The sequence below is a fragment of the Vibrio sp. 378 genome (assembly GCF_033339435.1).
In genome coordinates, this window is record NZ_JAWOUO010000001.1 from 720,578 (window position 1) to 744,366 (window position 23,789).

20 protein-coding genes are annotated in these 23,789 nt (G+C 44.5%); 6 read left to right on the plus strand and 14 right to left on the minus strand.

Going from position 1 to position 23,789, the window contains the following annotated elements; all coding sequences use genetic code 11:
• A complete protein-coding gene (gene pfkB / locus R7Q48_RS03100) occupies positions 1–972 on the minus strand; it encodes a 1-phosphofructokinase (protein ID WP_042520798.1) in 972 nt (323 codons plus the stop codon).
• Between the two features lie 9 nt (positions 973–981).
• A complete protein-coding gene (gene fruB / locus R7Q48_RS03105) occupies positions 982–2,115 on the minus strand; it encodes a fused PTS fructose transporter subunit IIA/HPr protein (protein ID WP_047103539.1) in 1,134 nt (377 codons plus the stop codon).
• A gap of 373 nt (positions 2,116–2,488) precedes the next feature.
• On the opposite strand from fruB, the gene cra reads away from it, so the two are divergent.
• Positions 2,489–3,469: a catabolite repressor/activator gene (gene cra / locus R7Q48_RS03110; RefSeq protein WP_005386066.1), complete on the plus strand. Its 981-nt coding sequence runs from the start codon at positions 2,489–2,491 to the stop codon at positions 3,467–3,469.
• A 17-nt stretch (positions 3,470–3,486) separates the two neighbouring features.
• Here cra and R7Q48_RS03115 read toward each other — a convergent pair whose 3' ends face one another.
• Positions 3,487–4,440, minus strand: coding sequence for an endonuclease/exonuclease/phosphatase family protein (locus tag R7Q48_RS03115; protein WP_170890110.1), 954 nt, complete (start codon positions 4,438–4,440; stop codon positions 3,487–3,489).
• Positions 4,441–4,666: 226 nt separating this feature from the next.
• Here R7Q48_RS03115 and R7Q48_RS03120 point away from each other — a divergent pair, with 226 nt between their 5' ends.
• Positions 4,667–5,200 carry an RNA-binding S4 domain-containing protein gene (locus R7Q48_RS03120; RefSeq protein WP_005376400.1) on the plus strand — a complete coding sequence of 178 codons (534 nt, stop codon included), beginning with the start codon at positions 4,667–4,669 and terminating at the stop codon, positions 5,198–5,200.
• Positions 5,201–5,306: 106 nt separating this feature from the next.
• Here the strand turns inward: R7Q48_RS03120 and R7Q48_RS03125 are convergent, their stop codons facing one another.
• From R7Q48_RS03125 to R7Q48_RS03155, 7 genes are all read right to left on the minus strand, one after another.
• Positions 5,307–6,125: an EAL domain-containing protein gene (locus tag R7Q48_RS03125; protein WP_005386068.1), complete on the minus strand. Its 819-nt coding sequence runs from the start codon at positions 6,123–6,125 to the stop codon at positions 5,307–5,309.
• A gap of 92 nt (positions 6,126–6,217) precedes the next feature.
• A complete protein-coding gene (locus R7Q48_RS03130; protein WP_017820957.1) occupies positions 6,218–7,138 on the minus strand; it encodes an amino acid ABC transporter permease in 921 nt (306 codons plus the stop codon).
• A gap of 81 nt (positions 7,139–7,219) precedes the next feature.
• The gene (locus R7Q48_RS03135; protein WP_064369266.1) at positions 7,220–8,038 is read right to left on the minus strand and encodes a transporter substrate-binding domain-containing protein; all 819 of its coding nucleotides are present in this window, start codon (positions 8,036–8,038) and stop codon (positions 7,220–7,222) included.
• Between the two features lie 9 nt (positions 8,039–8,047).
• Entirely contained in the window at positions 8,048–8,845 is a 798-nt protein-coding gene (locus tag R7Q48_RS03140) for an amino acid ABC transporter permease (protein WP_256902706.1), read from the minus strand.
• A complete protein-coding gene (locus R7Q48_RS03145; RefSeq protein WP_318132149.1) occupies positions 8,845–9,579 on the minus strand; it encodes an amino acid ABC transporter ATP-binding protein in 735 nt (244 codons plus the stop codon). Before R7Q48_RS03145 ends, R7Q48_RS03140 begins: the two co-directional genes overlap by 1 nt.
• 170 nt (positions 9,580–9,749) lie before the next feature.
• Positions 9,750–10,397 carry a lysoplasmalogenase gene (locus tag R7Q48_RS03150; protein ID WP_104972557.1) on the minus strand — a complete coding sequence of 216 codons (648 nt, stop codon included), beginning with the start codon at positions 10,395–10,397 and terminating at the stop codon, positions 9,750–9,752.
• Between the two features lie 296 nt (positions 10,398–10,693).
• Positions 10,694–11,842, minus strand: coding sequence for an iron-containing alcohol dehydrogenase (locus tag R7Q48_RS03155; protein WP_006742257.1), 1,149 nt, complete (start codon positions 11,840–11,842; stop codon positions 10,694–10,696).
• 206 nt (positions 11,843–12,048) lie between these two features.
• Here R7Q48_RS03155 and R7Q48_RS03160 point away from each other — a divergent pair, with 206 nt between their 5' ends.
• Together R7Q48_RS03160 and R7Q48_RS03165 are read left to right on the plus strand one after the other, a co-directional pair.
• Positions 12,049–12,930 carry an AraC family transcriptional regulator gene (locus tag R7Q48_RS03160; protein WP_053808441.1) on the plus strand — a complete coding sequence of 294 codons (882 nt, stop codon included), beginning with the start codon at positions 12,049–12,051 and terminating at the stop codon, positions 12,928–12,930.
• A 277-nt stretch (positions 12,931–13,207) separates the two neighbouring features.
• The gene (locus tag R7Q48_RS03165) at positions 13,208–16,369 is read left to right on the plus strand and encodes a chitinase C-terminal domain-containing protein (RefSeq protein WP_318132152.1); all 3,162 of its coding nucleotides are present in this window, start codon (positions 13,208–13,210) and stop codon (positions 16,367–16,369) included.
• Between the two features lie 97 nt (positions 16,370–16,466).
• On the opposite strand, the gene glgC is transcribed toward R7Q48_RS03165, so the two are convergent.
• The 4 genes from glgC to R7Q48_RS03185 form a co-directional block, all read right to left on the minus strand.
• Positions 16,467–17,684 (minus strand): glucose-1-phosphate adenylyltransferase, encoded by a 1,218-nt coding sequence (glgC, locus tag R7Q48_RS03170; protein WP_033906540.1) that lies wholly within the window; start codon positions 17,682–17,684, stop codon positions 16,467–16,469.
• A gap of 537 nt (positions 17,685–18,221) precedes the next feature.
• Positions 18,222–19,970: a formate--tetrahydrofolate ligase gene (locus R7Q48_RS03175; RefSeq protein WP_104976103.1), complete on the minus strand. Its 1,749-nt coding sequence runs from the start codon at positions 19,968–19,970 to the stop codon at positions 18,222–18,224.
• Between the two features lie 236 nt (positions 19,971–20,206).
• A complete protein-coding gene (locus R7Q48_RS03180) occupies positions 20,207–21,511 on the minus strand; it encodes an inosine/guanosine kinase (protein ID WP_005376376.1) in 1,305 nt (434 codons plus the stop codon).
• Positions 21,512–21,744: 233 nt separating this feature from the next.
• Entirely contained in the window at positions 21,745–22,215 is a 471-nt protein-coding gene (locus R7Q48_RS03185; protein WP_005397614.1) for a CreA family protein, read from the minus strand.
• A gap of 145 nt (positions 22,216–22,360) precedes the next feature.
• Here R7Q48_RS03185 and R7Q48_RS03190 point away from each other — a divergent pair, with 145 nt between their 5' ends.
• Complete coding sequence (locus R7Q48_RS03190; RefSeq protein WP_005386088.1) at positions 22,361–22,870, plus strand: hypothetical protein; 510 nt, start codon at positions 22,361–22,363, stop codon at positions 22,868–22,870.
• 195 nt (positions 22,871–23,065) lie between these two features.
• A complete protein-coding gene (locus R7Q48_RS03195; protein WP_138940251.1) occupies positions 23,066–23,734 on the plus strand; it encodes an HAD-IA family hydrolase in 669 nt (222 codons plus the stop codon).
• Positions 23,735–23,789: the final 55 nt, after the last annotated feature.

Consider the following 23,789-nt stretch of genomic DNA (forward strand, 5'->3'; position numbering starts at 1 on the left):
TTAGTTTTGTTCTAAGTTTGTAATAGGGTAAAGCGCGCTAACTTCAGTTTGTCGCTTGATATTTTCCAGTTCTTCCTGACTGGTTAGCCCTACGCCAACTTGACTAACTGCCAAAGCAGAAAGTGCCGTAGCGAAGCGCAATAAATCGTTTTTAGGCATCAGTTGCATGTGGCCCCAACACAAGCCAGCGACCAGCGTATCGCCTGCGCCAACGGTGCTCACGACATGCATTCGAGGCGGTTTTGCACTAAGCCATTCGCCTTGGTTGAGCCACATAACACCGTCAGGTCCCATAGAAACCACGATGTTTTCTATGCCTTTGTCGCTCAGTGTTTGCGCTGCAGCTTGGCACTGTTCAGGTGTTGCTAGATGTTCGCCAACAAAATCACCAAGTTCTTCATCGTTAGGTTTAATTAACCATGGGTGAGCATCAATACCTGACTTCAATGCGGCTTTGCTACTGTCGAACAACACCTTTTTGCCTTGTTGATGCAGTGCTTCTATCCATGCAGCGCATTGCTCTGCAGTAACACCGCCCGGTAGGCTGCCTGCCAATACAAAGTAATCGTGTGTTTCAGCAAGGCGGAATAGGGTTTCTTCAAAGCGCGCGATTTCTTCTGCCGTAACTTGAACACCAGGGAAGTTAATGTCACTAACGTTTCCATTAGCCTCAACGAGCTTGACGTTGATACGAGTTGCACCTTGTACTTCTACAAACTCATTCTTAACGCCGATGTCATTGAAAAGCTGATGGAATAGCTCAGGGTTATCTTTACCAAGAAAGCCGGTAACCGTGACGTCTGCGCCTAAATCGCTCAACACTTTTGCTACGTTGACACCTTTACCTGCAGCGTGGAGATTGCTTTGCTGTACTAAGCTCACGGAACCAACGTTTAGTTCATTTACTGAACCTGTTAAATCCAATGCCGGGTTGAGCGTAATAGTGACAACCTTATTTGTTTTGTTTGTCATATCGGATCCTTAACCTTCACCAAGGCCAGAAGCGATTGCATTTCCGATAGACTCCAAGGCTTGCGGGGCATCAGGGCCTTCTGCTGTAAATTGAAGTTGGTGACCGTGCTTAACGCCCAGCGCGATAACTTTCATTAGGCTCTTCGCGTTTACTGCTTTTCCATCTCCGTCTAGGTTGGCAACACGTATAGTGGATTCAAACTTTTTCGCTTCTGCGACTAACATTGCCCCCGGACGAGCATGTAGGCCGTGAGAGTTTTTGATTTTAAATACAGCGGTATTGCCTTCTTCTGAAGATGCGGCTGTGACTTCTTCACCTTTGAACAAAGCAAGAATCTGTTCTACTGATGCATCTAAAAGCTTGCCGTGTTCATTGTTAAACACAATATTAGAAAGCGTTTTTAGGATAGGTTGGTGAGCATTGTTACATGCTGCGAACGCGAAAAGTGCACGCACTTTTTGACCTTCATATTCGCAGTCGTTTGCCGTCGAGACAAATGACACACCTGTGCGAGTGACATGTTTGTCACTGCCAATTAACCACAGGCCATTACCTAAGTGAGTTGGTTGTTTGGTAACGAGATCGGCAACGAATTCGTTATCAGCACATCCCGTATTTTTCAACAGACCACCTGCAACAGCACTCATCTGTAGCATGTCGCTCGCAGGGAACATCAGTTGAATTAAAGAAGCGTCAAAGTCTGCTTCAAGCTGAACATCACCGTGCAGTAGGGCGATGATTTCGTCTTCATTTTTTGCATTACGCAGACGCTCTTCTACGCCATCTGCGCCTAGCACTTTGGTGAGCTGTTTAAGAATGCCAAGGTGTTCATCAGATTTAGCTGCGATACCGATAGCGACGAACACAGTATTGCCATCACCCCAGTCGACACCTTGTGGGAAGTGATGCACAGCAACACCCGTTGTTTTCACCATTGCACGAGTGTCGGTTGTACCGTGCGGGATGGCGATACCGTTCCCCAAAAACGTAGAGTTTTGGTTTTCACGGTTTAGCATGCCTTCAACGTAACCGCGTTCAACTAGGCCTTTATCAGTCAGGCTATGAGCAATACTCTTTATTGCTTCAAACTTATCTGTCGCTGATTGCGAGAGGGTAATGTCGTTCTTATTTAGCTTAAGCATGGTGCTTCTCCAGCCTTAAGGTATCAATTTAAAAATGTATTCTGTGTGAGAAGTTGAACGCCGCTTCTTCTGAGCGCTTATCACTCCTCAAACCTTTTATCTTTCAAGCTAAATCGATTCAGCTTGTTGGTGAATTTTTTAAAAGACTCAGAAAAACTGTTTTAAAAACTGACGTTAACAAACGAGCCTTTGCCGCTGTCCTATAGCCTAGCTCACAAATTGGTTTGTTGCGTGTTCGGGTGATTTACGTCAATTTTTAAGTTTTGCTGAATCCTTTCAGCTTTTATACTGAATCGGTTCAGCTTATAATTCAACTTATCGAAAGATCGTTGATGTATTAATATGATCGCGCGCACAGAATAAGGTTTAGAATATGACACTGGATGAAATAGCCAAATTAGCGGGTGTTTCTAAGACAACTGCAAGCTATGTGATTAACGGAAAAGCGCAGAAATACCGCATCAGCGAGAAGACTCAGAAAAAGGTGATGGCCGTTGTAGATGAGTACAATTATAAGCCAGATCATGCGGCGTCTTCCTTGCGGGCAGGTAATTCACGCTCATTTGGGCTTATCATCCCAGACTTAGAGAACACCAGTTATGCGCGTCTTGCAAAGCTGATAGAGCAGAACTCTCGGAAAGCGGGGTACCAAATTTTGATTGGCTGCTCTGATGATGATCCTGATACAGAGCAAAAGGTGGCGGAAGCATTAGTCAGTCGTCGCATTGATGCGTTGTTTGTGGCAAGTGGTATGCCCACTGCAAACGAGTATTACCTTAAGTTGCAAAATTCTGGTACGCCAGTTATCGCGCTAGACCGTCCAATGGATGATGAGCACTTTTGTTGTGTCATCAGCGAAGATTTTGATGCCGCACTTGAACTCACTCAGTCAGTACTGTCAGAGGATATTAAGTCCATTGGCTTAATCGGTGCATTGCAAGATCTTCAAGTCTCAAAAGAGCGTGAGCTCGGTTTTCTATCTGCTTCTCAACAAGGTGGTAAAACGGCAACAGTGGGTTATGGACAACACTTCTCCCGGGAAGAAGGCAAGAAAGTCTTAGAGAGATGGTTAACAGAGAACGCATTGCCAGATGCCATTGTTACAACGTCATACACACTGTTAGAAGGTGTGTTGGATGTAATGCTAGAAAAACCAGAACTGATGGGAAAGGTGCGTTTAGCGACATTTGGTGATAATCGACTGCTGGACTTTTTGCCTGTGAAAATCAACTCTTTGCCTCAACAGTTTGAGTTGATCGCGGACAGCGCAATGGAGTTAGCACTCAATGCTTCCGCTAAGCGTTACAAGCCTGGCGTAGAACTTATCCCGCGTAAAATTGTGAAACGTCACTAAGTAACTAAATAGGTTGCTCAAAGCTTTACTTCAGCCGTCAGCGCCACAAATGCGTGGTCGCTGGCGTTTTTATCTCTGTCATAAATCGGGTTGATCAGATGTTGGTTAGACACCTGATAGTCAACAACCTCGGCAACCGATATATCTGATAAGGTGTCAAACTCTTGTGAGAGCAAGATATAGTCGAGTACATTCCCAGTGGAAAAATGATAGTGCGTGGCTGGGCGTTCATCCTTCAGGGTGTCACTTTGCAATAACCAACCATCTTTGAGTTGTAATTCAGTGACGCTGTCACCAGTATTGGATACCAATGCGCTGTTAACGCTGATAGGAGTGATAGGTTGATTCATATCGCCCATTAACACTGTCGGCATTGGTTCTTTTCGATACCTCTTTTGCATCGCGTCTCTTAACATCGCTGCTTCCCAGCCTCTTTGCTGGGTGGATAACCAGCGCCCAATAATCGTGCTAGACGTTTCTGGTTGTTCTGAGTCGGCCGGGCGTTGAGATTTCAGGTGCGTTACGTAAACGGCGATATGACCAAGTACAGGATGTATTACTTGGGCATAGATAGGTTTGCGACTGAACTCTGGAGCAACACTTACTCCAAAAGGCTCAAGCGTTGCTAAGTCAAACTCTACCGCTTGTACTTTTTCTATTGGAAACCGAGAGGCGATTGCCACAACAGGGCTTGAGTAAATGTACTCATCCTCAACATGTGGGGTGTCAACGGTCGCAAAGTAGGGGTAGCCGATGGTTGAAAAAAATTCCTGGGTCTTCTCGATACTGAACACTTCTTGTAAGCCAATCACGTCGCCTTCCAGTTTTTCAACTTGACGTTGCGTCCACGAAAGTTTGTCTCGCCATTGCTCTAACGAGTATATGTTCTCGAAATCATAGTAGGCGTTAGGCGGTGCGACAAAATTAAACAAGTTCGCAGTGACAAAGGTAATTCTACTTGGTTGAGACAAAGTATTCGCTCTTTTCAACAATAACTTAGAGAGTATATACCTTCAGGTTGCGTAATTGCAGCTTCGTTTGAGCTACGCATCGATATACAAGCTAACGAGCGACAAGTTAAATGGGTTAAGAGGTGCTCAAACGCCAAGGCGAATCGGTGATTGAACATCGGCAGAGGTTTCTATTTTTAAGCATTGCGTTTAAACTTCAGGGCATCAAATAGTAAGAGTAAGTAACATGACCCAAGATTACGACCACGAAGAGTATTTAGAAGGCGAAGAGATTGAGATCGAAGCGATTGGCATCGATGTTGATGCGCATCCAATCGAACTGTACAAGCTTTTTAAAATCGCAAACTTGGTCAGCGGTGGCGGCGAAGCAAAACATATCATCGAGGAAGGCTACGTCGCGGTGAATGGTGAACTAGAAACACGTAAGCGCCGCAAGATGTATGATGGTGACTTTTTTGAGTTTAACCAGGAATATTATGTTGTGGTTTGCGATGCGCCAGTAACCGAACCTGAAACGGCAGAGCAAAAAGCAGAAAAGAAAGCGAAAAAAGAAGCGCAGTCTTCTCGTAAAGATAAGTCTCGTCAAAGTAAGTCACCTAAAGCCTCTGGGCCTAAATCAACAGGCCGTAAAGCGGCACATAAAGAGCGTAAAGCGCAGAAAGAAGCGTTGTCTCAGTCTGCTAAGAAAGGCAAAAAAGAAGACAAACCGCAAGCCACTCGTGATCCGAAGAGCGGTCGTAATTCTATTGATTTTTTCTAGGGAAATGAACGCTTAACTAAATAAGTGACATCTGAGTAAAACTAAAAAGCGCCGAGCATATTATATCGGCGCTTTTTTGGTTTCACTGTGCTGTAAGTGGGCAGTGTTAATGCACTGTCGTCTCGATGTTTAGGCTATCTGTCCAGTGATGAATGGCGCAAGGCTTTCCTAAGTAAAAGCCTTGGTAATAATCCAAATTAAGTTGATACATAGCTTGTAGTTGCACGTCTTCTTCAACCCCTTCTATAATGACTTTTGCTCCCATATGATCCGCTAGATCAACGGCGCTATGTATGGAAAAGGTTTCTCCGGCGCAGTAGTCTAGCAAATAGGAACGATCGATTTTGATGATGTCAGGGCAGAGCTGCTGAACACGTGCGATATCAGAATGTTGGGCGCCAAAATCATCGATAGCAAAGATAAAACCATTCGCTTTCATTAACTGTACGGCTTTGATTAATAAATCCGTATTTCCGCATGACTCTTCGACTACTTCAAAAACTACGTCTGATGGGCTCATACCAAGTTCGGAAAGGCGTTTGTAAAGCAGGCCGTTATCTTTAAAGCCCATGTCTTTGGTTAGCGTGAGTAGCGTTTGAGGCATGACGTTAAGAAACAGTTTGATCGGTGTCCCTGCGAAATAGCGTGCAAAATTTCGAATGTGCATTGCTCTGGATAAAAACTCTACACATAAGCGAAAGTAGGGATCAAGACCATTATTGGCCAGAAACACGTCAGGACGAATTAGGGAACCATCAATGCCACGAATACGCAGTAAGGCTTCCATACCAATAATACGTTGGCGTCTATCAAAAATTGGCTGATAAACACTGTGAAAAGTGAATTGATTGAGAACTACGTAATATTCACCAAGATTATCTTGTTTTATGTATCGCTCGTAGTCGGATTGATTCTTTAACTCCATGAAAAACGCCGAAAATTTAGCATCTTGCCAATGTAACAGGGTGCAATTCTGATTTGAAGAATCAAATGTGCCTAATTACATATGCGGTTGAGTTAATTTGAAATGGCTTCCGATTTTGCTTCAATATGGCGGAAAATAAGTGACAGACCAAAACAGATTAAGAAGTAAGCAAGGCCGACAATCAACCAAATTTCAAATATATACCCTGATGAATTTGCCATCTCTGTCCCAACAAACGTCATTTCTTGTATCGAAATCAGTGAAACAATAGAGGTGTCTTTCACCAAAGAGATGGTTTGACCGGCAAGTGCAGGTGTTATTGATTTAAGCACCTGTGGCGCGATAACAAATCGGTATTTCACCCATCGAGACAAGCCCAATGAGTCAGCTGCTTCCCACTGACCTTGGTCGATACTTTGTAAACCACCGCGCACAACTTCTGCAATGTAGGCAGAAGAGAGTAAGCCGACGCATAACACGCCAGAGGCAAGGTTTTCCCAAAGGTTAGAAGGCCCAAACAGAAAGCGCTGTAGCGCATTTGGTTCGCCGTTGTAGTTTCGTAGAAGATCTTCCAAACCGAGTAACGGGATCAATTGGTTAGAAATGAAAAAGTAGAAAATAAAAACAAACACCAACGGAGGGATGTTTCTCACTAACTGGATAAACGCATTGGCAGGTGTGCGCAACCAAACGGAACGAGAGAAGCGTGCTAAGCCTAACAAAGTGCCAAACACTAATGCGAAGCTGATGCCCCAAATACTGAGCCTTAACGTCGAAATCAAACCTTGGAAGAAGTAGGGCAAACCACCATCTGCTCTAGGCGTGAAAAGTAATTCAAGCGCCTCTTTCCACTGCCACAAATAATGCACACCAACAGCGGACCGATGGTACAGCCAAACACCACCGATACCGCACATAACAAGTAGTACCCAGTCTAGTGTGTTTAATTGCGGTAAAAGGTAGCCTGTGCTGGATTTCGCGGGTGCTGTGCGAGTGGTAGTGTGTTCGCCCAAAAATTTGACTCCGATAAGTTATGGAAAAGTAAAATGGATGATTGGAGAGTATAGGCTCGCGGCGTCCACGAGCCATTTAGATTACTGGCCTTGCGCGACTTGATCTTGCCAATCTAATGTCGAGAACCAGTATTCATAACGTTGTTTTAACCATCCATCTTGGGTTCTTGCTTCAATCCATTTATTGAAAAAGGCCTTTTTATCTTCTTCCCCCAAGCGAACTGCAAAGGCTTCGTTACCTTGTGATAGTCGCTCAGAGAATGGAAGGAATAGTTTGTCGCTGTGTTTCACTGTCTCATGTTCTGGTTTTGGGCTAGAAGCAATGACCGCGTGGGCGTTACCATTCAGCACCTCTTGGAACGCTTGCGCGTCGTCATCAAATTGCAGGATCTTCGCTTTCGGGAAGGTTTCTCTGGCTACTTGAACGGTGAATGCGCCGCGACGAGCCGCAATTTTTACGCGTCGTGAGTCAAAATCCGAAAATTCGCTAAAACCAGAGGCGAGTTCTTTGTTTGCTGCTACTTGAACGCCTGAGTGCGAGTAGGGCTCAGTAAACAAGACGCTTCTGGAACGCTCAGGCGTAACCGACATGCCACCGATGATCACGTCGAACTTTTTCGCCAGTAGTGCGGGAATAATGCCATCCCACGCAGTCGGTACGAATTCCACTTTCAAACCTGAATCTTGTGCCAAGCGTTTGGCCACATCGATTTCAAAACCGATTAACTCACCTTGCTTGTTACGCATTGCCCAAGGTACAAATGTTGACATACCAACGCGCAAAGTGCCTCGTTCTTTGATTTGATCTACATTGGGTGTGGCAACATCTTCTTTCGCGATTGTAGGCATAGCGATGGCTAGCCCTAATAATGCAGTAATGGTCGCTTTGAATAACTTCATTTTATCTCCTTATAATTTGCGCCAACTGGCTCCGAGTTTGTGTTCTAGCCATGCAGACAAGCCAGAAAGTGACAGAGTGAGAGCAAGATAAATTGCTGCCACGGTAAACCAAATTTCAAACGGCATCGCCGTCTCTGAGACGATGTTGCGTGCCTGTGTTGTTAGATCAAAAATCGCCATCACGCTTACAATGGAAGAGTTTTTGATCAAAGAAACCACTTCATTGGTTAATGGCGGTAATGTGCGCTGTAAAACCTGAGGAAAAATTACGTCTTTGTAGGTGTAAAACGGTGATAGTCCGAGAGTTTGTGCTGCTTCGAATTGCCCTTTAGGAATACTGTTTAAACCTGCACGGAATATTTCCGCGGTGTAGGCACCTTGGAAAAGGGATAATGCCAAAACGGCGGTGCTGAATCGGTCCAAACCAATCACGGGGCCAAACACGAAGTAGAGTAAATAGATTTGCACCAACAACGGCGTGTTACGTATTACTTCGACATAAGTGGTACCAATAATATTGCCGACTTTCGAATCGCTAAGCCTTAGTAACGCGGTAACCAACCCTAATACTAAGGTAAAAAATAGACTAATAGCCGAGATGTTAAGCGTGACCAATAGCCCATCAATAAGTTCTGCCGGCCACCATTCTCCATCTTCATAAAAAGCGATGTAATCAGGTACGCGCTCCCATTGCCATTGATAGCCCATAGCGTCGGCACCAGAGTCCAACACCCACACAATCGCGATGAAGAGGAGCGTCATTTGCAGTAAAGCTTGAAGGACAGGTTTGATTACGCGAACTATCATCAGTAACTTAAAATTTGGTTCAAAAATGCTTGGGTTCGTGGATGCTGTGGCGTCTGAAATAAGGCGATCGGTGAGTTCATTTCCAGGATTTGGCCTTCATCCATAAATACCACGCGGTTTGCTACTTTTTTGGCAAATCCCATTTCGTGCGTGACACAAATCATCGTCATTCCGCTTTGTGCCAGCTCAACCATGGCATCCAACACTTCATTGATCATTTCCGGATCAAGCGCCGAAGTTGGTTCGTCAAACAGGAGCAAGTCCGGTTCCATGCATAAGGAGCGGGCAATCGCGACGCGTTGCTGCTGACCGCCAGAAAGCTGGATAGGGTACTTGCTCGCTTGCTCTTCAATGTTGACTCGCTTTAGGTAATGTCGTGCGCGTTTTTCAGCTTCTTGTTTTGACAATTTGAGTGTGCGAATCGGCGCTAAGGTGAGGTTTTCCAGTACAGTCAAATGAGGAAAAAGGTGGAAGTGCTGGAACACCATGCCGATTTTACCGGGCTTGAGAGATTTTGCGTGAGAAGGCTGGTCGAATACATGAAGCTGGCCTTCTTGAATCGATTCAAGATGGTTGATGCAACGAATGAGCGTTGATTTTCCTGAACCAGAAGGGCCACACACCACGACGATCTCGCCAGAATGTACGGAGAAGTTGATATCTTTTAGAGCGTGGTAATCGCCATACCACTTGTTTACGTTGCTAAATTCAACAACAGGAGTGTTCTCTTTCAAAGGGGCACGCTATAAAGGAAAAATATCCTTCTACAATAGCAAGTTGTGCGCATTATTTCATTAAGAACAAGCTTATATTCAGGTTCTAAGATTAAGAACCTGCTCACTTTAGTGCTTGATAAAGTGATGTTTTAAGAATTAGGCACAAAAGCTATTACTAATAAGTCAGTTCAACTGAGATACGGATAACGAACTACGATGGCAACAACGGACATTACCATCAATGTTTGTGCGGAATAGTAGGTCACCATGACGACTTGTCGCGAAAATACGGATCGTCCCCCGAAGCGTTCAAAAGCTAAGACGGTACCAGAAACGATGAAGATAAAGCTTCCGAGCACTGCAAACGAGGACGATTGTGTTTTTCCACTCAAATAATACTCGATAGCAGCCCAACACATGGTCATCAATACCAATATGTAACTGGCAACCGGGAGCTTTTCTTGACCAAGGTCCGGTCGAAACAACCAATAGAAACATACACCGAGTCCAAATAAAGCAATAGGGAGCCAAGGCGTAAAATGCCAAGCGGACATGATGGTAAAACCGTAGCTATAGGAAAGGTGGGCAGAGCAGAAGAGCACTAATCCGGTAATAAACTTATCTCTAGGGAGCATTAATAGTAGATCACCAAGCAACGAGAGCGATAAGCCAACCAAAATCCAATGCGTGTATGGCATATGATAGGCAGGAGACTGGATTAAAATCCCAAGCATACAGAGCACTGGTAATGGTTTGGATACGTAGAAGACCCACTTAGGACCTTTACGGATACTGATGATATGTATGAATGCTAATACGACAACAACTAGCCACATAAAATGGATTCTCGAACAGACAAGCTAATGTAGTGAATAACTACAACAAATAAAAGGTCCATTAAATGAGTAAGTTAGACCTTTGAATTCAATTTTATTTTTGTTTGTGTAAAGCTAGACAGTTGTCTCTTTACTGACCTACACGATCAATGAGTTTGTAGGGATTAATCGTTATTTTGAGGAGTTCCCGAATTTGAACGTGATGAAGCTTACAAAATAGCATAAAAAAACGGTATTGTGACCGTTAAGTCACAATACCGTTAAACCCTAGAAAGGGCAGTGAACTGTTTTTGCTGTTAGGCAACAGCGAGTTCTAAAATTTCACGACTACGTTCAAGAGTAATCGCTTGGTTTTCACCGAGAACGGTCATTCCGTGTTTGTTGAGTTGTTCGATGATGGCATCGATCGCTTGTTCACGACTTTCACCATAGTTTTCTAGCTTAGTTGCGACATCAAGTTGATGATAAAACGCTTCGATCGCTTCGATGGTACGTTCAGCAAGGTCGTCTCCAGCTTCAAGTCCAAATACGTTGCGACCCATTTGCTCTAGCTTAGGACGTTTAAATTGCATTTGGTTGCGAAGTAGCGATGGTTGGACGATTGCAAGAGAACGTGCATGATCGACGCCCCATAGAGCCGTTAATTCGTGGCCGATCATGTGTGTCGCCCAGTCTTGTGGAACGCCACTACCAATTAACCCGTTCAATGCTTGATTAGCAGACCACATTAAGTTTGCGCGCCACATATCGTCGTCTCGCTCGGCAAACTGTTCTCCGAGTGTTTTTAAGGTTTTCAGCAGTGTTTCTGCATAACCATCTTGAACCATTGCGCCGGTAGGAAGCGTCAAGTATTGCTCACATACATGCACCCATGCGTCAACAATGCCGTTGATAAGCTGGCGTTCTGGAAGTGTTTTCATTACATCCGGGTCTAACACAGCAAATTTAGGCTGTACTGCTGGAGACATGAACGGAAGTTTGTCTTGAGTTTCTTTTTTAGTGATAACTGCGCCCATGTTTGACTCTGAGCCTGTTGCTGGCAGTGTCAAAATTGCAGCTAGAGGCGTCGCTTCAGTGACTTGGTGTTTACCAATCATGATATCCCAGCCATCACCATCATACTTAGATGCTGCTGCTACGTATTTAGAGCCATCAATGACTGAACCACCACCTACAGCAAGAATAAAGTCAACACCATGTTCTTTTACCATTGCGACCGCTTTATCGAGCGTTTCTTTGGTTGGGTTGGGTTCAACACCAGAAAACTCTAGCCATTCATGTCCCTCTAGTGCTTCTGAGACTTGGTCGTACACGCCATTTTTTTTAATTGAGCCACCGCCGTATACCACTAAAACTTTTTGGTCGGATGGGATAGCTTCTTTGATTGCAGCGATTTGTTTTTGACCAAAGAAAATCTTGGTTGGGTTTACATAAGAAAAGTTCATTATTAGCCCTCTTGCTTCCAGTAAAGGAGATTGAATACGTGCATATTAGTCCTGATCAATGTTCGTTAATAGGTCGATTTCTGCAAATATCTTGCCTATTTCTACAAAATTGATGCTTTTGAGCTAGAAAGTTAAAGTCGAGAGGAAGTATAGTGCTCGAAATGATAATAGAGACCAAACTCGTTGGTCATTGATGGAGCGCTCTAATGCACACTCTCGCAGATATCATGCAGCAATATGTTGAAAAGCAGGGACTGCATGACTTAGAAGGTATGAAGAAAACCGCAATAGATGGCGTATGGTTTTATCGCAGTAGCAAAGGAAATCATCGCCAACCGTTTGTCTATCAGTCTGGCATTATTGTTTTAGGTCAAGGACATAAGAACATTCATATCGGTGATACACCTGTCCAATATGGGCCCGATGATTACCTTGTCGTAGGAGTTCCCATGCCCCTGGAGTGCGAAGCGTTTGCGACAAACAATGAGCCTTTACTCGGCATCTCGATAGATATTTCGCCAACGCTTCTTCATAAGCTCGTTAAAAAACTTGAGGCTGAGAAATTCAGTAATAAGTGTCTGGACGCTACCCGTTGCGGCCTTAAATCGGTACGCATGAGCGAAGGTATGCTGGATGCATGCAAGCGACTAATGAGCGCGTTGTGTAATGAGCTAGATGTTGTCATGCTCGGTGATCTACTTCTTGAGGAAATTGTTTATCGCACTTTGGTAAGCAAAGAAGGGTATGTTTTATTTGACTTAGCACACCAAGAAGGCTCTTACGCTAGAGTGGCCAAAGCACTGAATCGTGTTCATCAAGCGTACCATGAACAGTTGAGCGTACAAACATTGGCAGAAGAAGCCAATATGAGTGTGTCTGCTTTCCATCAAGCTTTTCGCAATGTCACGCTTGAATCTCCGTTGCAATACATTAAGAAAGTTCGACTTAATAAAGCGCGCGAGTTGATCCAACTGGAGGGGAGACGAGTCAACGATGCCGCGAGACTGGTTGGGTACACAAGCCCATCACAGTTTAGTCGCGAGTACAAGCGACATTTTAATGAAACGCCAAGGTCAACAAAGGCTTAGTGATCTTTATTTCAAAATAACGACTTTTTTTGCCTTTTTTATTAATTTGCGAGTGACATATTTATTTGATTTATAAAATTAGTTACTGGTGCCAAATAATAGGTACGTTGTTGCAAGCATTTAGTGGATTGTTGCGAGGCGGTGTGGAAAACTCGTAAATAGATAGTGTGAAATCACCAACTTGTACTTAAGTTATTTTACGTCGAAATAAAAGTATAAGTGCGCTTTGTTTAGCGCATTTAGTATTGTTTTAACAATAACTTAAGGAAGAGCGATTATGCACCTTAAAAACGGCAACGCAGTGAAAAGCGTGTTCACACTAAGCACTCTCACCGCTTCTTGTCTTATGGCCTTCAATAGCTACGCAGCGGTTGACTGTGCCCCTCTAGAAACTTGGCAATCATCAAAAGTTTATAACGGTGGTGACCAAGTTCAACATGAAGGTAATGCTTACAAAGCACGTTACTGGACGCAAAACAGTAACCCAGCGCAATCTGGTGAGTGGGGCGAGTGGGAAACACTTGGCGCATGTGATGGCACTGGACCGGTTGATCCACCTCAGAATGAAGTCCCGACTGTTACTCTGACATCGCCTTCTGCGTCGGCTTCTGTGACTGCGGGGGATGTTGTTAACCTAGCTGCAGATGCAGCAGATACCGATGGAACCGTTAGCAAAGTAGAATTCTTTGTTGATGGCGTATTAGTTGGTCAGGCAACGTCTGCGCCTTATGCTGCGTCATGGACAGCGACTGAAGGCCAGCACGAATTCTCTACTAAGGCGTATGATGATGCAGGTGCAGTGAGCACAGCAAGTGCTGTGACGTTAACTGTGGCACCAGCACAACCTGGTAACGAAGCGCCGACAGTGGATGTTGCGCTTTCTGCGACTTCTATTGACTTGGGTGGCTCCGTCACACTGACTGCGAATGCCGCAGATGCGGATGGCACCGTTGCTAAAGTTGATTTCTATGTGGCGGGTGTCCTTGCTGGCACCGCAACAACTGCACCATACACGCTTGATGTAACGCCTTCACAAGCTGGTTCGTTAAGTGTTTATGCGAGAGCAACCGATGATGCCGGAGCAACTGCAGATTCTGCACTTGCGACGTTAACGGTAAACGGTGGCGCGGTGACATCTAACTGTCGCCCTGATGGCTTGTATCAAACAACGGGTGTAGACGTTCCTTACTGTTCTATTTATGACGAAGAAGGTCGCGAGAAAATGGGCGCCGATCACCCACGTCGTGTGATTGGTTACTTTACTAGTTGGCGCGCAGGTGAGGACCCTCAATCGACTTACCTTGTTAAAGATATTCCTTGGGAGCAACTTACTCACATTAACTACGCGTTTGTGAGCATTGGTTCTGATGGTAAAGTAAACGTTGGTGACGTTAATGACCCTAACAACCCTGCTACGGGTAAAACTTGGCCTGGCGTTGAGGTAGATCCTGCTCTTGGCTTTAAAGGTCACTTTGGTGCGCTCGCGACTTACAAGCAAAAACATGATGTTAAAACGCTAATCTCTATCGGTGGTTGGGCTGAAACGGGCGGTCACTTCGATACGAACGGCGATCGTGTAGCTGATGGTGGCTTCTACACCATGACGACGAATGCGGACGGTTCTATTAATCATGCTGGTATTGAGAAGTTCGCAACTTCAGCCGTTGAAATGATGCGTCAGTACAAGTTCGATGGTCTGGATATCGACTATGAATACCCGACGTCAATGGCTGGTGCTGGTAACCCTTACGACAAAGACTTCATGGAACCACGTCGTCAGTATTTATGGGCGTCTTACCAAGAGCTGATGAAAGTATTGCGTGAGAAACTTGATGCGGCATCCGCGCAAGATGGTATTCATTATATGCTGACTATCGCAGCACCATCTTCAGGTTACTTGCTACGTGGGATGGAAACCTTCGATGTAACTAAGTACCTAGACTACGTAAACATCATGTCTTACGACTTGCATGGGGCTTGGAATGATCACGTTGGTCATAACGCGGCTTTATTCGATACAGGTAAAGACTCTGAGCTAGCGCAGTGGAACGTATACGGCACTGCTGCATACGGTGGTATCGGTTACTTGAACACAGACTGGGCTTACCATTACTTCCGTGGTTCTATGCCAGCAGGTCGTATTAACATTGGTGTTCCTTACTACACCCGTGGTTGGCAAGGTGTTACTGGTGGTGAAAATGGCCTTTGGGGCCGAGCGGCACTACCAAACCAAGCAGAGTGCCAACCGGGCACAGGTGAAGGTGAGAAGAACAACTGTGGTCACGGCGCTATTGGTATCGACAACATGTGGCATGATACCGACCCTAAAGGAAACGAAATGGGCGCTGGTTCTAACCCAATGTGGCATGCTAAGAACCTAGAAAACGGTATATGGGGCTCTTACGCAGCTGCTTACGGTCTTGACCCAGTCAACGATCCTTCAGATAAGTTTGTTGGTACTTATACTCGTCATTACGATAGCGTTGCTGTAGCACCTTGGTTGTGGAACGCGGAGAAGAGCGTATTCCTATCTACGGAAGATAAAGCTTCTATCGAGGTGAAAGCCGATTACGTTATCGATAAAGAGATCGGCGGTATCATGTTCTGGGAACTAGCCGGTGACTACAACTGTTACGTACTGGATGCAAATGGTAATCGTACGGCAGTAGATGCAACTGAACAAGCTTGTGCGGCGGGTAATGGTGAATACCACATGGGTAACACTATGACCAAAGCTATCTACGACAAGTTTAAGTCTGCGACGCCTTACGGTAATAAAGTAGCGACTGGTCCAACACCAACTGAAGCAGTAGACATTACTGTTAGTGTTGGCGGCTTCAAAGTTGGCGATCAAAACTACCCAATTAACCCGAAAATCACGTTTACGAACAACACTGGTCAAGCGATCCCTGGCGGTACTGAATTCCAATTCGATATCCCAGTATCTGCGCCGGACAACGCGAAAGACCAATCAGGTGGTGGTTTGAAAGTAATTGCTTCTGGACATACTCGAGCAAACAACATTGGTGGCTTAGATGGCGTAATGCACCGTGTGTCGTTCTCTCTACCAGCATGGAAAGACTTGCCGGCGGGCGGCACTTACGAGCTTGATATGGTTTACTACCTACCAATCTCTGGTCCGGCTAACTACTCAGTGATTTCTGGTGGTAAAGAGTTTGCGTTTAAGTTTGAACAGCCAGCTCTACCAATTGGTGATCTCAATGCGGGCACGGGTGGTGGTACCACTGAACCAGGTACGTGTGATACGACAGGTTTAGTGACATACCCAGCTCTGCCACAAACGGATTGGGCAGGTAATCCAAGCCACGCTAACCAAGGTGATAAGATCATCCACAACGGTGTGGTTTACCAAGCGAACTGGTGGACAGCGGCTGAACCGGGTACAGATGGTAGCTGGTCAACGGTATGTAACATCTAATTATTATGGATTATTTGTTATAGCCTAATGTTTACAGGCATTTAAACAAAAGCGCACGATGATTATCGTGCGCTTTTTTGTTGTGATAGTTTGTCGTTTAATCGAATTGGTAACTTTCGGGTATGACGACAATACCTTTGTCTGAGATTTTAAATCGCTTCGCATCTTCAAGTTTGTTGATGCCAATTTGAGTATGTGGCGGAATACGAACATGTTTATCAACTATGCAGTTGACCAACTGACTTCCTTCACCGACTTCTACGTCATCAAAAATGATGGAATCGACTACCGTTGCACTATCTTGAATGCGTACGTTAGAGGAGATTATGGAGTGCTGTACTGAGCCTCCGGAATTGATGACACCGGTAGCAATGATGGAGTTAATAAAAATGCCTTCATTACCCGTGGCCGACGATACAGTACGAGCTGGTGGAAACTGCGGCTCGTAAGTACGAATCGCCCAATTGGACTGATAAAGGTTCATTGGCGGCACAGGTTCTAGTAGATCCATATTCGCTTCATAGAAGGAGTCAATGGTACCCACGTCGCGCCAATAGCAATCTTTATCGACGCGCCCTTTACTGCCACAGAATTGATAAGCGTAAACGGATTCGGTATCAATCAGCTTAGGTATGATGTCTTTTCCGAAGTCATGGCTTGATGAATCGAGTTTTGAGTCTTCTTCAAGCGCTTCTTTCAAAACATCCATATCAAAGATATATATTCCCATAGAAACAAGGCTTCTGGTCGCGCTTCCAGGAAGAGTAGGTGGGGTTTCAGGTTTCTCTATAAACGAAGTAACGAGCCCGTTTTCTGCGGTGCCCATTACACCGAATGCTGAAGCATCCTCTACGGGAACATCCATACAGGCAACGGTGAGCTTAGCACCTTTCTCTTTATGCTCTTCAAGCATTGCGGCGTAGTCCATTCGATAGATATGATCGCCGGATAACACAACCACATACTTTGCATCATTTCGCGATAGCAACCACATGTTGTGATAAATCGCATCGGCGGTTCCTTCATACCATGCACCACCTTTGCGCATTTGTGGTGGAACAGCAGTGATGTACTCGCCTAGCTCTGGATTGAATATCGACCAGCCGTCTCGTAAGTGTTTTTGAAGTGAATGAGATTTATATTGGGTTAAAACAAGGATCTTGCGTAAACCCGAATGTAAACAATTGGTTAGTGTGAAATCTATAATTCTATATTTTCCGCCAAAAGGTACGGCTGGCTTGGTTCTGTCATCGGTGAGTGGGCTGAGTCTAGACCCCATCCCTCCTGCTAAAATTACGGCAAGTGCGTCTTCCATAGTATTCCCTTTCCCTTTTCTGACATGCATCAAAACGGTGCTAACCTGAAGGAGGTGGTATGCAACGCAGAGGTTTTGAAAAGCATGTGCTAATGTGCTTATTAGTGAAAAGTCTACTACAAGAATCGAGCCATAGAATATCTCCTTAAAAATCAAGGAGGTTAAAATTTCACTGTAAGACAACTGCACCATATTAGTGAAGCGCTAAATAGCCCGTGCATCAAATTGGCGCAAAATTGTAGAAAGGAGAAGTCAACAAGTATGGATTTACAATGTAAAGTGGCGACAAAACAAGAAGATAAATAGGGTTTTCTAGCTTAATAACTATCGCCAAACAAGGCTTAGGGTTAGCGTCTTAACTCTAAAGGCCTAAAACAGGCGCGTTGATGTAAGGCAGGAGAGCTTTGTATCAACGATTCAAGAGTAGAAGGCCTGAGACAACTCTTTTCACAGTTGTTGAGAGTGAGTGGATAGGTAAGTAGACCACTCACTCAATGAATATGCTCACTTCACTGATAGCGATACGTTATCACTACACTAAGAGAGACCGACGATATTTCCTTCATCATCAAGATCTAAGTTCATAAATGCGGGTTTATCAGGTAAGCCTGGCATCGTCATCACGGTACCAGATAATGCATAAACGAATCCTGCACCCGCACACAAGCGCAGCTCGCGGATTGGGACGGTAAAACCAGTTGGTGCCCCTTTGACTGCGGAGTCCGTGGTTATAGATAGTGGTGTCTTCGCGATGCAAACCGCTAAGTTGTTAAAGCCTAATTGCTCAAAATGTTTGAGCTGTTCAGTCGCGATAGGAGTCATTTCTATATTGGTTGCTCCATAGCCCGCTTCACATACTGCCATGAGCTTTTCGAGTAATGATTGCTCTTTGTTGTATAACGGACAAAACTCTACAGGCGTGGTACACGCATCAATAACATGTTGAGCTAGTTCCGTTGCGCCTTGTCCGCCTTGCGAAAAAGCGGTGCTGATGGCTACTTTAACTTCGGGATTAAATTGGTGAATCAGATCTTCAAGAGCTTTAAGCTCTTTCACACAATCTTGTGGAAACTGGTTAATGGCAACGACAGCAGGTAAACCGTATTTATGAACGTTATTTATGTGCCATTTTAAATTTTCAAACCCAGCCTCCAATGCTGCTTGGTCCGGATTAAAAATGGAATCTGGAATAGCCATACCTGGTCGTAAATCGTAGTGTCCGGAATTCGCTTTGAGGCCGCGTAATGTTGCTACGATCACTACACAGTCCGGGGCTTTGTTGGCGGCAGCAGCTTTAATGTTACACGCTTTCTCAAATCCCATATCCGAACCAAAACCGGCTTCAGTTACCGTGTAACCTGACAGTTTTAGCGCAATATCGTCCGCGATAATGGATGAATTTCCATGGGCGATGTTTGCAAATGGACCTGCATGGATCAACGTAGGAACACCTTCTAGAGTTTGCATCAGTGTTGGTGCAATCGCCTCTTTTAGTGTTACTGCCATTGCTCCTGCAACTTGTAGATCTTCCGTAGTGACGGGGTTTCCGTTCAAATCGTACGCTACGACAATTTTCCCAATACGTTGACGTAAATCTTTTAAATCTTTGGCTAGTGCAATGATAGCCATTAACTCAGAAGCGGCTGAAATATCGAACCCTTCGTCACGCTCGAAACCATTGATGGTTTTTCCTGCATCATTGAGGCCAATTTTGACTTTACGTAGTGCACGATCATTATGGTCCATCACTCGTTTCCAAGTAATACTTGCCGTGTCGATTTTAAGTGCTCTTAACCCGGTGCGTGATTCAAAGGCATCATAACCCTCGCGTTGCTCATGGAACAAGCGAGCGTCAAGAGCGGCTGAAGCAAGGTTGTGCGCCGCTGTCACTGCGTGAATGTCACCAGTAAGGTGTAAGTTTAACTCTTCCATTGGAGCTACTTGAGAATAACCGCCGCCCGCTGCGCCACCTTTAATACCGAAGACGGGTCCCATCGAAGGTTGCCTTATACATGCAATAACAGATTGATTAAGCTTTGCTAAACCTTGCGCCAGTCCTATCGTCGTAACGGTTTTTCCTTCGCCAAGAGGAGTCGGCGTGATCGCAGTGACGAGTACAAGTTTACCGTCATCATTTGCTTTGAGTCGTTCCAAACATTTTGGGTGGACTTTGGCTTTGTGCTTCCCGTGAGTGTCATACTCTTCGGGCAATAGTCCTACTTTTTCCGCGATAACATCAATAGAAGAAAGTGGTGTGTTTCGGCAAATTTCGATATCTGACTGCATGGAGAATCCCCAAAGTGGCACACAGGTAGCGTTGAAAAACTACCTGAGTTATAACGAGTATTATTGTGAGGCAAAGGTCTGCTTTGTGATGGTACTGTTTCGGTTAGGCTTGTAAAGAGTTTACTGCTTCGTATTGTGCGACATACTAACGAAATCTACTCGTTATAGTGCTAGATAAAAACAAAAAGGCCACCAAATGGTGACCTTGATATATTTTTAGCTTTAAAGCTGTCGTTTTAACGATCCCAATAAGTCTCTTCTAAGCTATCTTCTCGTTCAGGAAGCGCTCGCGATAGGCGAGGAGAGTGCTGCGTCAACACTTCATAGCTTACTCGGTTTGCGTATTTACAAATCTGAGAAAGTGAGGAGTAGGTTAAGCATCGTACTTCGTGCTTTTCTGAGTTAGGCACTTCTTTTTGGTGAAAAGAGTTTGCTGCCATGTCATGCAGTAAGGCTGAAAGGGCTGCATCACCTGCACCGTTAGTGTTCTTAATCTCTAATGGTCCACCAAGGTAAGGGCCGATGTGAGAGTAGACCTTCATTGGGTTTTGACAGTCTTCTTTACGCATCGCACGACTAAACTCGTACTGGTTAAAGGCTTCGAGGGAGCTTTCAAGGATGTCGTGTGTGGTTTCTCGTTTTACTTTCTCGTCGGTGTAACCAGCCATGTACAGACCATTTGGTCCTGCTGTACAAAGTACGAGATCAACCCACTCAAGTGCTTTATCAGCAGCTGCTAGCGGCTCTGTTTCACCTGTTAGCGCCGCACCTTCTTCTTCATTCATAGCGACAACAGAAATGTTTTCGCGAATGTATTCTTGCCACCACTGTGCGTTGCCTTCGATAACGTACTTCGTCCCTAACGTAAGTACAACAGGGACATCGTGCTTCTTAGCAAAGTCGATTGCTCTTTGTACCGCTTTAGGCATTGGATCTTCTTCTTTACCACGCATTAGGTAAGAAGAAACAACCAGGGCTGATGCTTTCTCAAAGATCTCTTCAGGAATGCTTTCCGGAAGTAGTTGATTCATATGACCTTCGTTGATAGCAAATGTACGCTCACCGTCTTGAGAAATTAGGGTGTAGCAGCGACCAATAGGGCCATCTACCGTTTGTAAATGGTTAAGGTTCATGCGTGAAGACGTACGGCAAAGGTAGCGATAAGCAAAAGAACCGACTTGAATGTTCTTAGACATCACACCGAGCAAAACGGATTTGCTATCGGCTAAAACTGAGTAGTTGTGAAGAGTATTGCCAATCGTGTCACCTGGGTATTGGTGTGTGATCAGGCCTTGCTCAACCAGTTCTTCGTAAAGAGCATCTGCTTTGCTTTCTTCAAGAACGAGCGAATGTCCTTTACTCAGGTTGTATTTCTCTAAAAACGCGTCATCTACACGTGCTTCGATATCTACAATGGTTTGACCGACACCAACAATAGTTGGGCGATATAGCTTAGGTGCCTGTCGGATTTGGTTTACTAATGGATCTCGAGCGTGAGTTGGGAAGTAGTGTTTAGATTTACGCTGACCAGGAAACTTCATGCTTGTTCTTGAGTGAGAAAAAAAAGAGGCGGGATTGTATCACAAAAAAATGAAAATCGTGGCGATTTATTACAAAGAAGTCTGCTCGCTGAAAAAATCAGCGAGCTGAGTAAATAGCAACCAAAGCAGCTGCAATTTATGACGCTTGTCGTATTGCAATGGGTTGTTTTTTAAACTTGTTGCTCAGCAGCGCCCGGAAAGAGCCTGCTCCGCGCTAACTAAATTTACCCGCGTTACTTTTTCACTTCAGTTGGCTCAACGTAAGCTTTGGTACCCCAAAGTGGGACTGTCGAAAGGCTATGCTTAAAACTACCATCGGTCTCTTTTGTTGTATAAGACAAGTAGAGTAAGGTTTGGTTATCGGCATCATAAATACGGCGAACCTTCATTGTTTTGAAGAAAATGCTTTTTGACTTCTTAAATACAATTTCACCGGACTTACTCTTATCTATTTTTGCAATCATTTCCGGTGTGATTTCGCCAGTCTGACGACATGATATTGAGCTATCACTTGGATCTGCTAAGCTGAAATCCGCTTCGATAGAGGCGATGTGACATGTGACACCTGTTACCACCTCGTCTTTCAACTCACCGACTTTGATGTCTTTCAAAGTAAACCAACCGAGCCCCACGTCAGCAACATCGTTATCTGAACAACCAACTAGAGTAGTAGCAAGCAATGCACTTAACAGCATCTTTTTCATTATTTTTGTCCTTAACTAGGAAAGATATTGATGAAATCTATCAGAGGTTTGCACCTAAAACAAAATTTAGCCACGGAAAGGTCTATGTGCGCTAGGTTTGTTGCGGGCTTCATGCTAATGTACTGCTCTAAACGAAGGTATCAAGATGAATGAACAACAGTTAGCCAGTATCGAGCGTAAAAATACATGGCTGTATGATCTGGTCGAAGTTGAATTTCCGACACCAGAGAGTTTGAAAGGGCGCGATGTCTATTTCAAAACGCTAGAAAAAGCAACGTATCAAGTAGTCGACAAAGACACACTACTGGAAAGTGACTCTGAATTTAACCCCGACGACATTTTTCTGGTCGATTTTCATCGACTGACCATTATGTTCTCTATCTTGCAATCTCAGCGCTGGGAACAGCAGTATGATAAAGATATGATCATTGAATATCTGACACAGATTATCCTCACGCCAGATTTTGAATTATATGTTGGTTTTAAATCAGGAGTCCCAATTGGTGCTGCTATTGTTAGCCATCTCGAAGGAAATACACTCATCTCTGATGTTGCTGTTTCTGAATCAAAATACAAAAGCTCGTTTGTGGCTGATCTGGCTAAAAGACTAAGCACCGAGCAAAAACTGTTAGACTCAGTGGTTATCGAAGACTAACTTACACATCAATGTGCATAAAAAGTAAAGCAAGATGACGTTGGGTGATCTTGCTTAGAAAAACTGTAATTGCTCCCTTCTATTTCCATGAAATGCCAAGCTCGTCGTTTCAACAATCCCAAACTCAAATAAGATTAATCCAAACATTCTTAAAATCAGCTTGGGCTTGAGCCTTTAAGACGTCTGGAGATGGCTATGGCAATTACCAATATTAAGTGCGTGATATTTGACTGTGATGGTACGTTGGTCGACAGCGAAAGACTGTGTTGCCAAGCGCTCGTCAATGTATTTAACCAGCATGGGGCTGAGTTAACGATGGAAGAGTGCGTTTCTCACTTTAAAGGAGGAAAGCTCGCTGACATCCTTTTAGATACTAAAGAATTGAAAGATATCAAAGTCCCAATTGATGTTTTAGAGCCGCAATACCGAGAAGAAGTCCAATCTCTTTTTGTGCGTCACTTACAGCCGATGGATGGCGCAAAACGATTAATTCAGTTTTTGGATTCGCATAATATCGAATATTGTGTGGCGTCTAATGGACCTAAAGATAAAATTGAATACGCTTTGGAGTTAACCGGTTTACTCGATGCTTTCCGAGGCAAAGTGTTCTCGGCATTCGATGCGAATAGTTGGAAGCCTGAGCCCGATTTAATCATGTACAGTGCTATGAGCATGGGCTTTTTACCAAGTGACTGTCTTTATATTGATGACACGCCTAAAGGAGTTGAGGCGGGACTAAACGCCGGTATCAAAACGATACAGTTATTTAATGGTGAAGCTATCAATCTTGTTGAGGACGAGCGTGTAATTCGCATCCATCATTTAGATGAATTAAAAGAGCAGCTGTGTGGCTGCTCTGTTTGACCTACTAATGGCAAACCGGACTCAAGCTGTGGATGTGCTTAAGTTTAGACTGTAG

What these genes read in the sequence shown, in the direction of transcription:
- pfkB (WP_042520798.1), bottom strand. Translation starts at nt 972, where the DNA reads ATGACAAACAAAACAAATAAGGTTGTCACTATTACGCTCAACCCGGCA.
- fruB (WP_047103539.1), bottom strand. Translation starts at nt 2,115, where the DNA reads ATGCTTAAGCTAAATAAGAACGACATTACCCTCTCGCAATCAGCGACA.
- cra (WP_005386066.1), top strand. Translation starts at nt 2,489, where the DNA reads ATGACACTGGATGAAATAGCCAAATTAGCGGGTGTTTCTAAGACAACT.
- R7Q48_RS03120 (WP_005376400.1), top strand. Translation starts at nt 4,667, where the DNA reads ATGACCCAAGATTACGACCACGAAGAGTATTTAGAAGGCGAAGAGATT.
- R7Q48_RS03125 (WP_005386068.1), bottom strand. Translation starts at nt 6,125, where the DNA reads ATGGAGTTAAAGAATCAATCCGACTACGAGCGATACATAAAACAAGAT.
- R7Q48_RS03135 (WP_064369266.1), bottom strand. Translation starts at nt 8,038, where the DNA reads ATGAAGTTATTCAAAGCGACCATTACTGCATTATTAGGGCTAGCCATC.
- R7Q48_RS03140 (WP_256902706.1), bottom strand. Translation starts at nt 8,845, where the DNA reads ATGATAGTTCGCGTAATCAAACCTGTCCTTCAAGCTTTACTGCAAATG.
- R7Q48_RS03150 (WP_104972557.1), bottom strand. Translation starts at nt 10,397, where the DNA reads ATGTGGCTAGTTGTTGTCGTATTAGCATTCATACATATCATCAGTATC.
- R7Q48_RS03155 (WP_006742257.1), bottom strand. Translation starts at nt 11,842, where the DNA reads ATGAACTTTTCTTATGTAAACCCAACCAAGATTTTCTTTGGTCAAAAA.
- R7Q48_RS03160 (WP_053808441.1), top strand. Translation starts at nt 12,049, where the DNA reads ATGCACACTCTCGCAGATATCATGCAGCAATATGTTGAAAAGCAGGGA.
- R7Q48_RS03165 (WP_318132152.1), top strand. Translation starts at nt 13,208, where the DNA reads ATGCACCTTAAAAACGGCAACGCAGTGAAAAGCGTGTTCACACTAAGC.
- glgC (WP_033906540.1), bottom strand. Translation starts at nt 17,684, where the DNA reads ATGGAAGACGCACTTGCCGTAATTTTAGCAGGAGGGATGGGGTCTAGA.
- R7Q48_RS03175 (WP_104976103.1), bottom strand. Translation starts at nt 19,970, where the DNA reads ATGCAGTCAGATATCGAAATTTGCCGAAACACACCACTTTCTTCTATT.
- R7Q48_RS03180 (WP_005376376.1), bottom strand. Translation starts at nt 21,511, where the DNA reads ATGAAGTTTCCTGGTCAGCGTAAATCTAAACACTACTTCCCAACTCAC.
- R7Q48_RS03185 (WP_005397614.1), bottom strand. Translation starts at nt 22,215, where the DNA reads ATGAAAAAGATGCTGTTAAGTGCATTGCTTGCTACTACTCTAGTTGGT.
- R7Q48_RS03190 (WP_005386088.1), top strand. Translation starts at nt 22,361, where the DNA reads ATGAATGAACAACAGTTAGCCAGTATCGAGCGTAAAAATACATGGCTG.
- R7Q48_RS03195 (WP_138940251.1), top strand. Translation starts at nt 23,066, where the DNA reads ATGGCAATTACCAATATTAAGTGCGTGATATTTGACTGTGATGGTACG.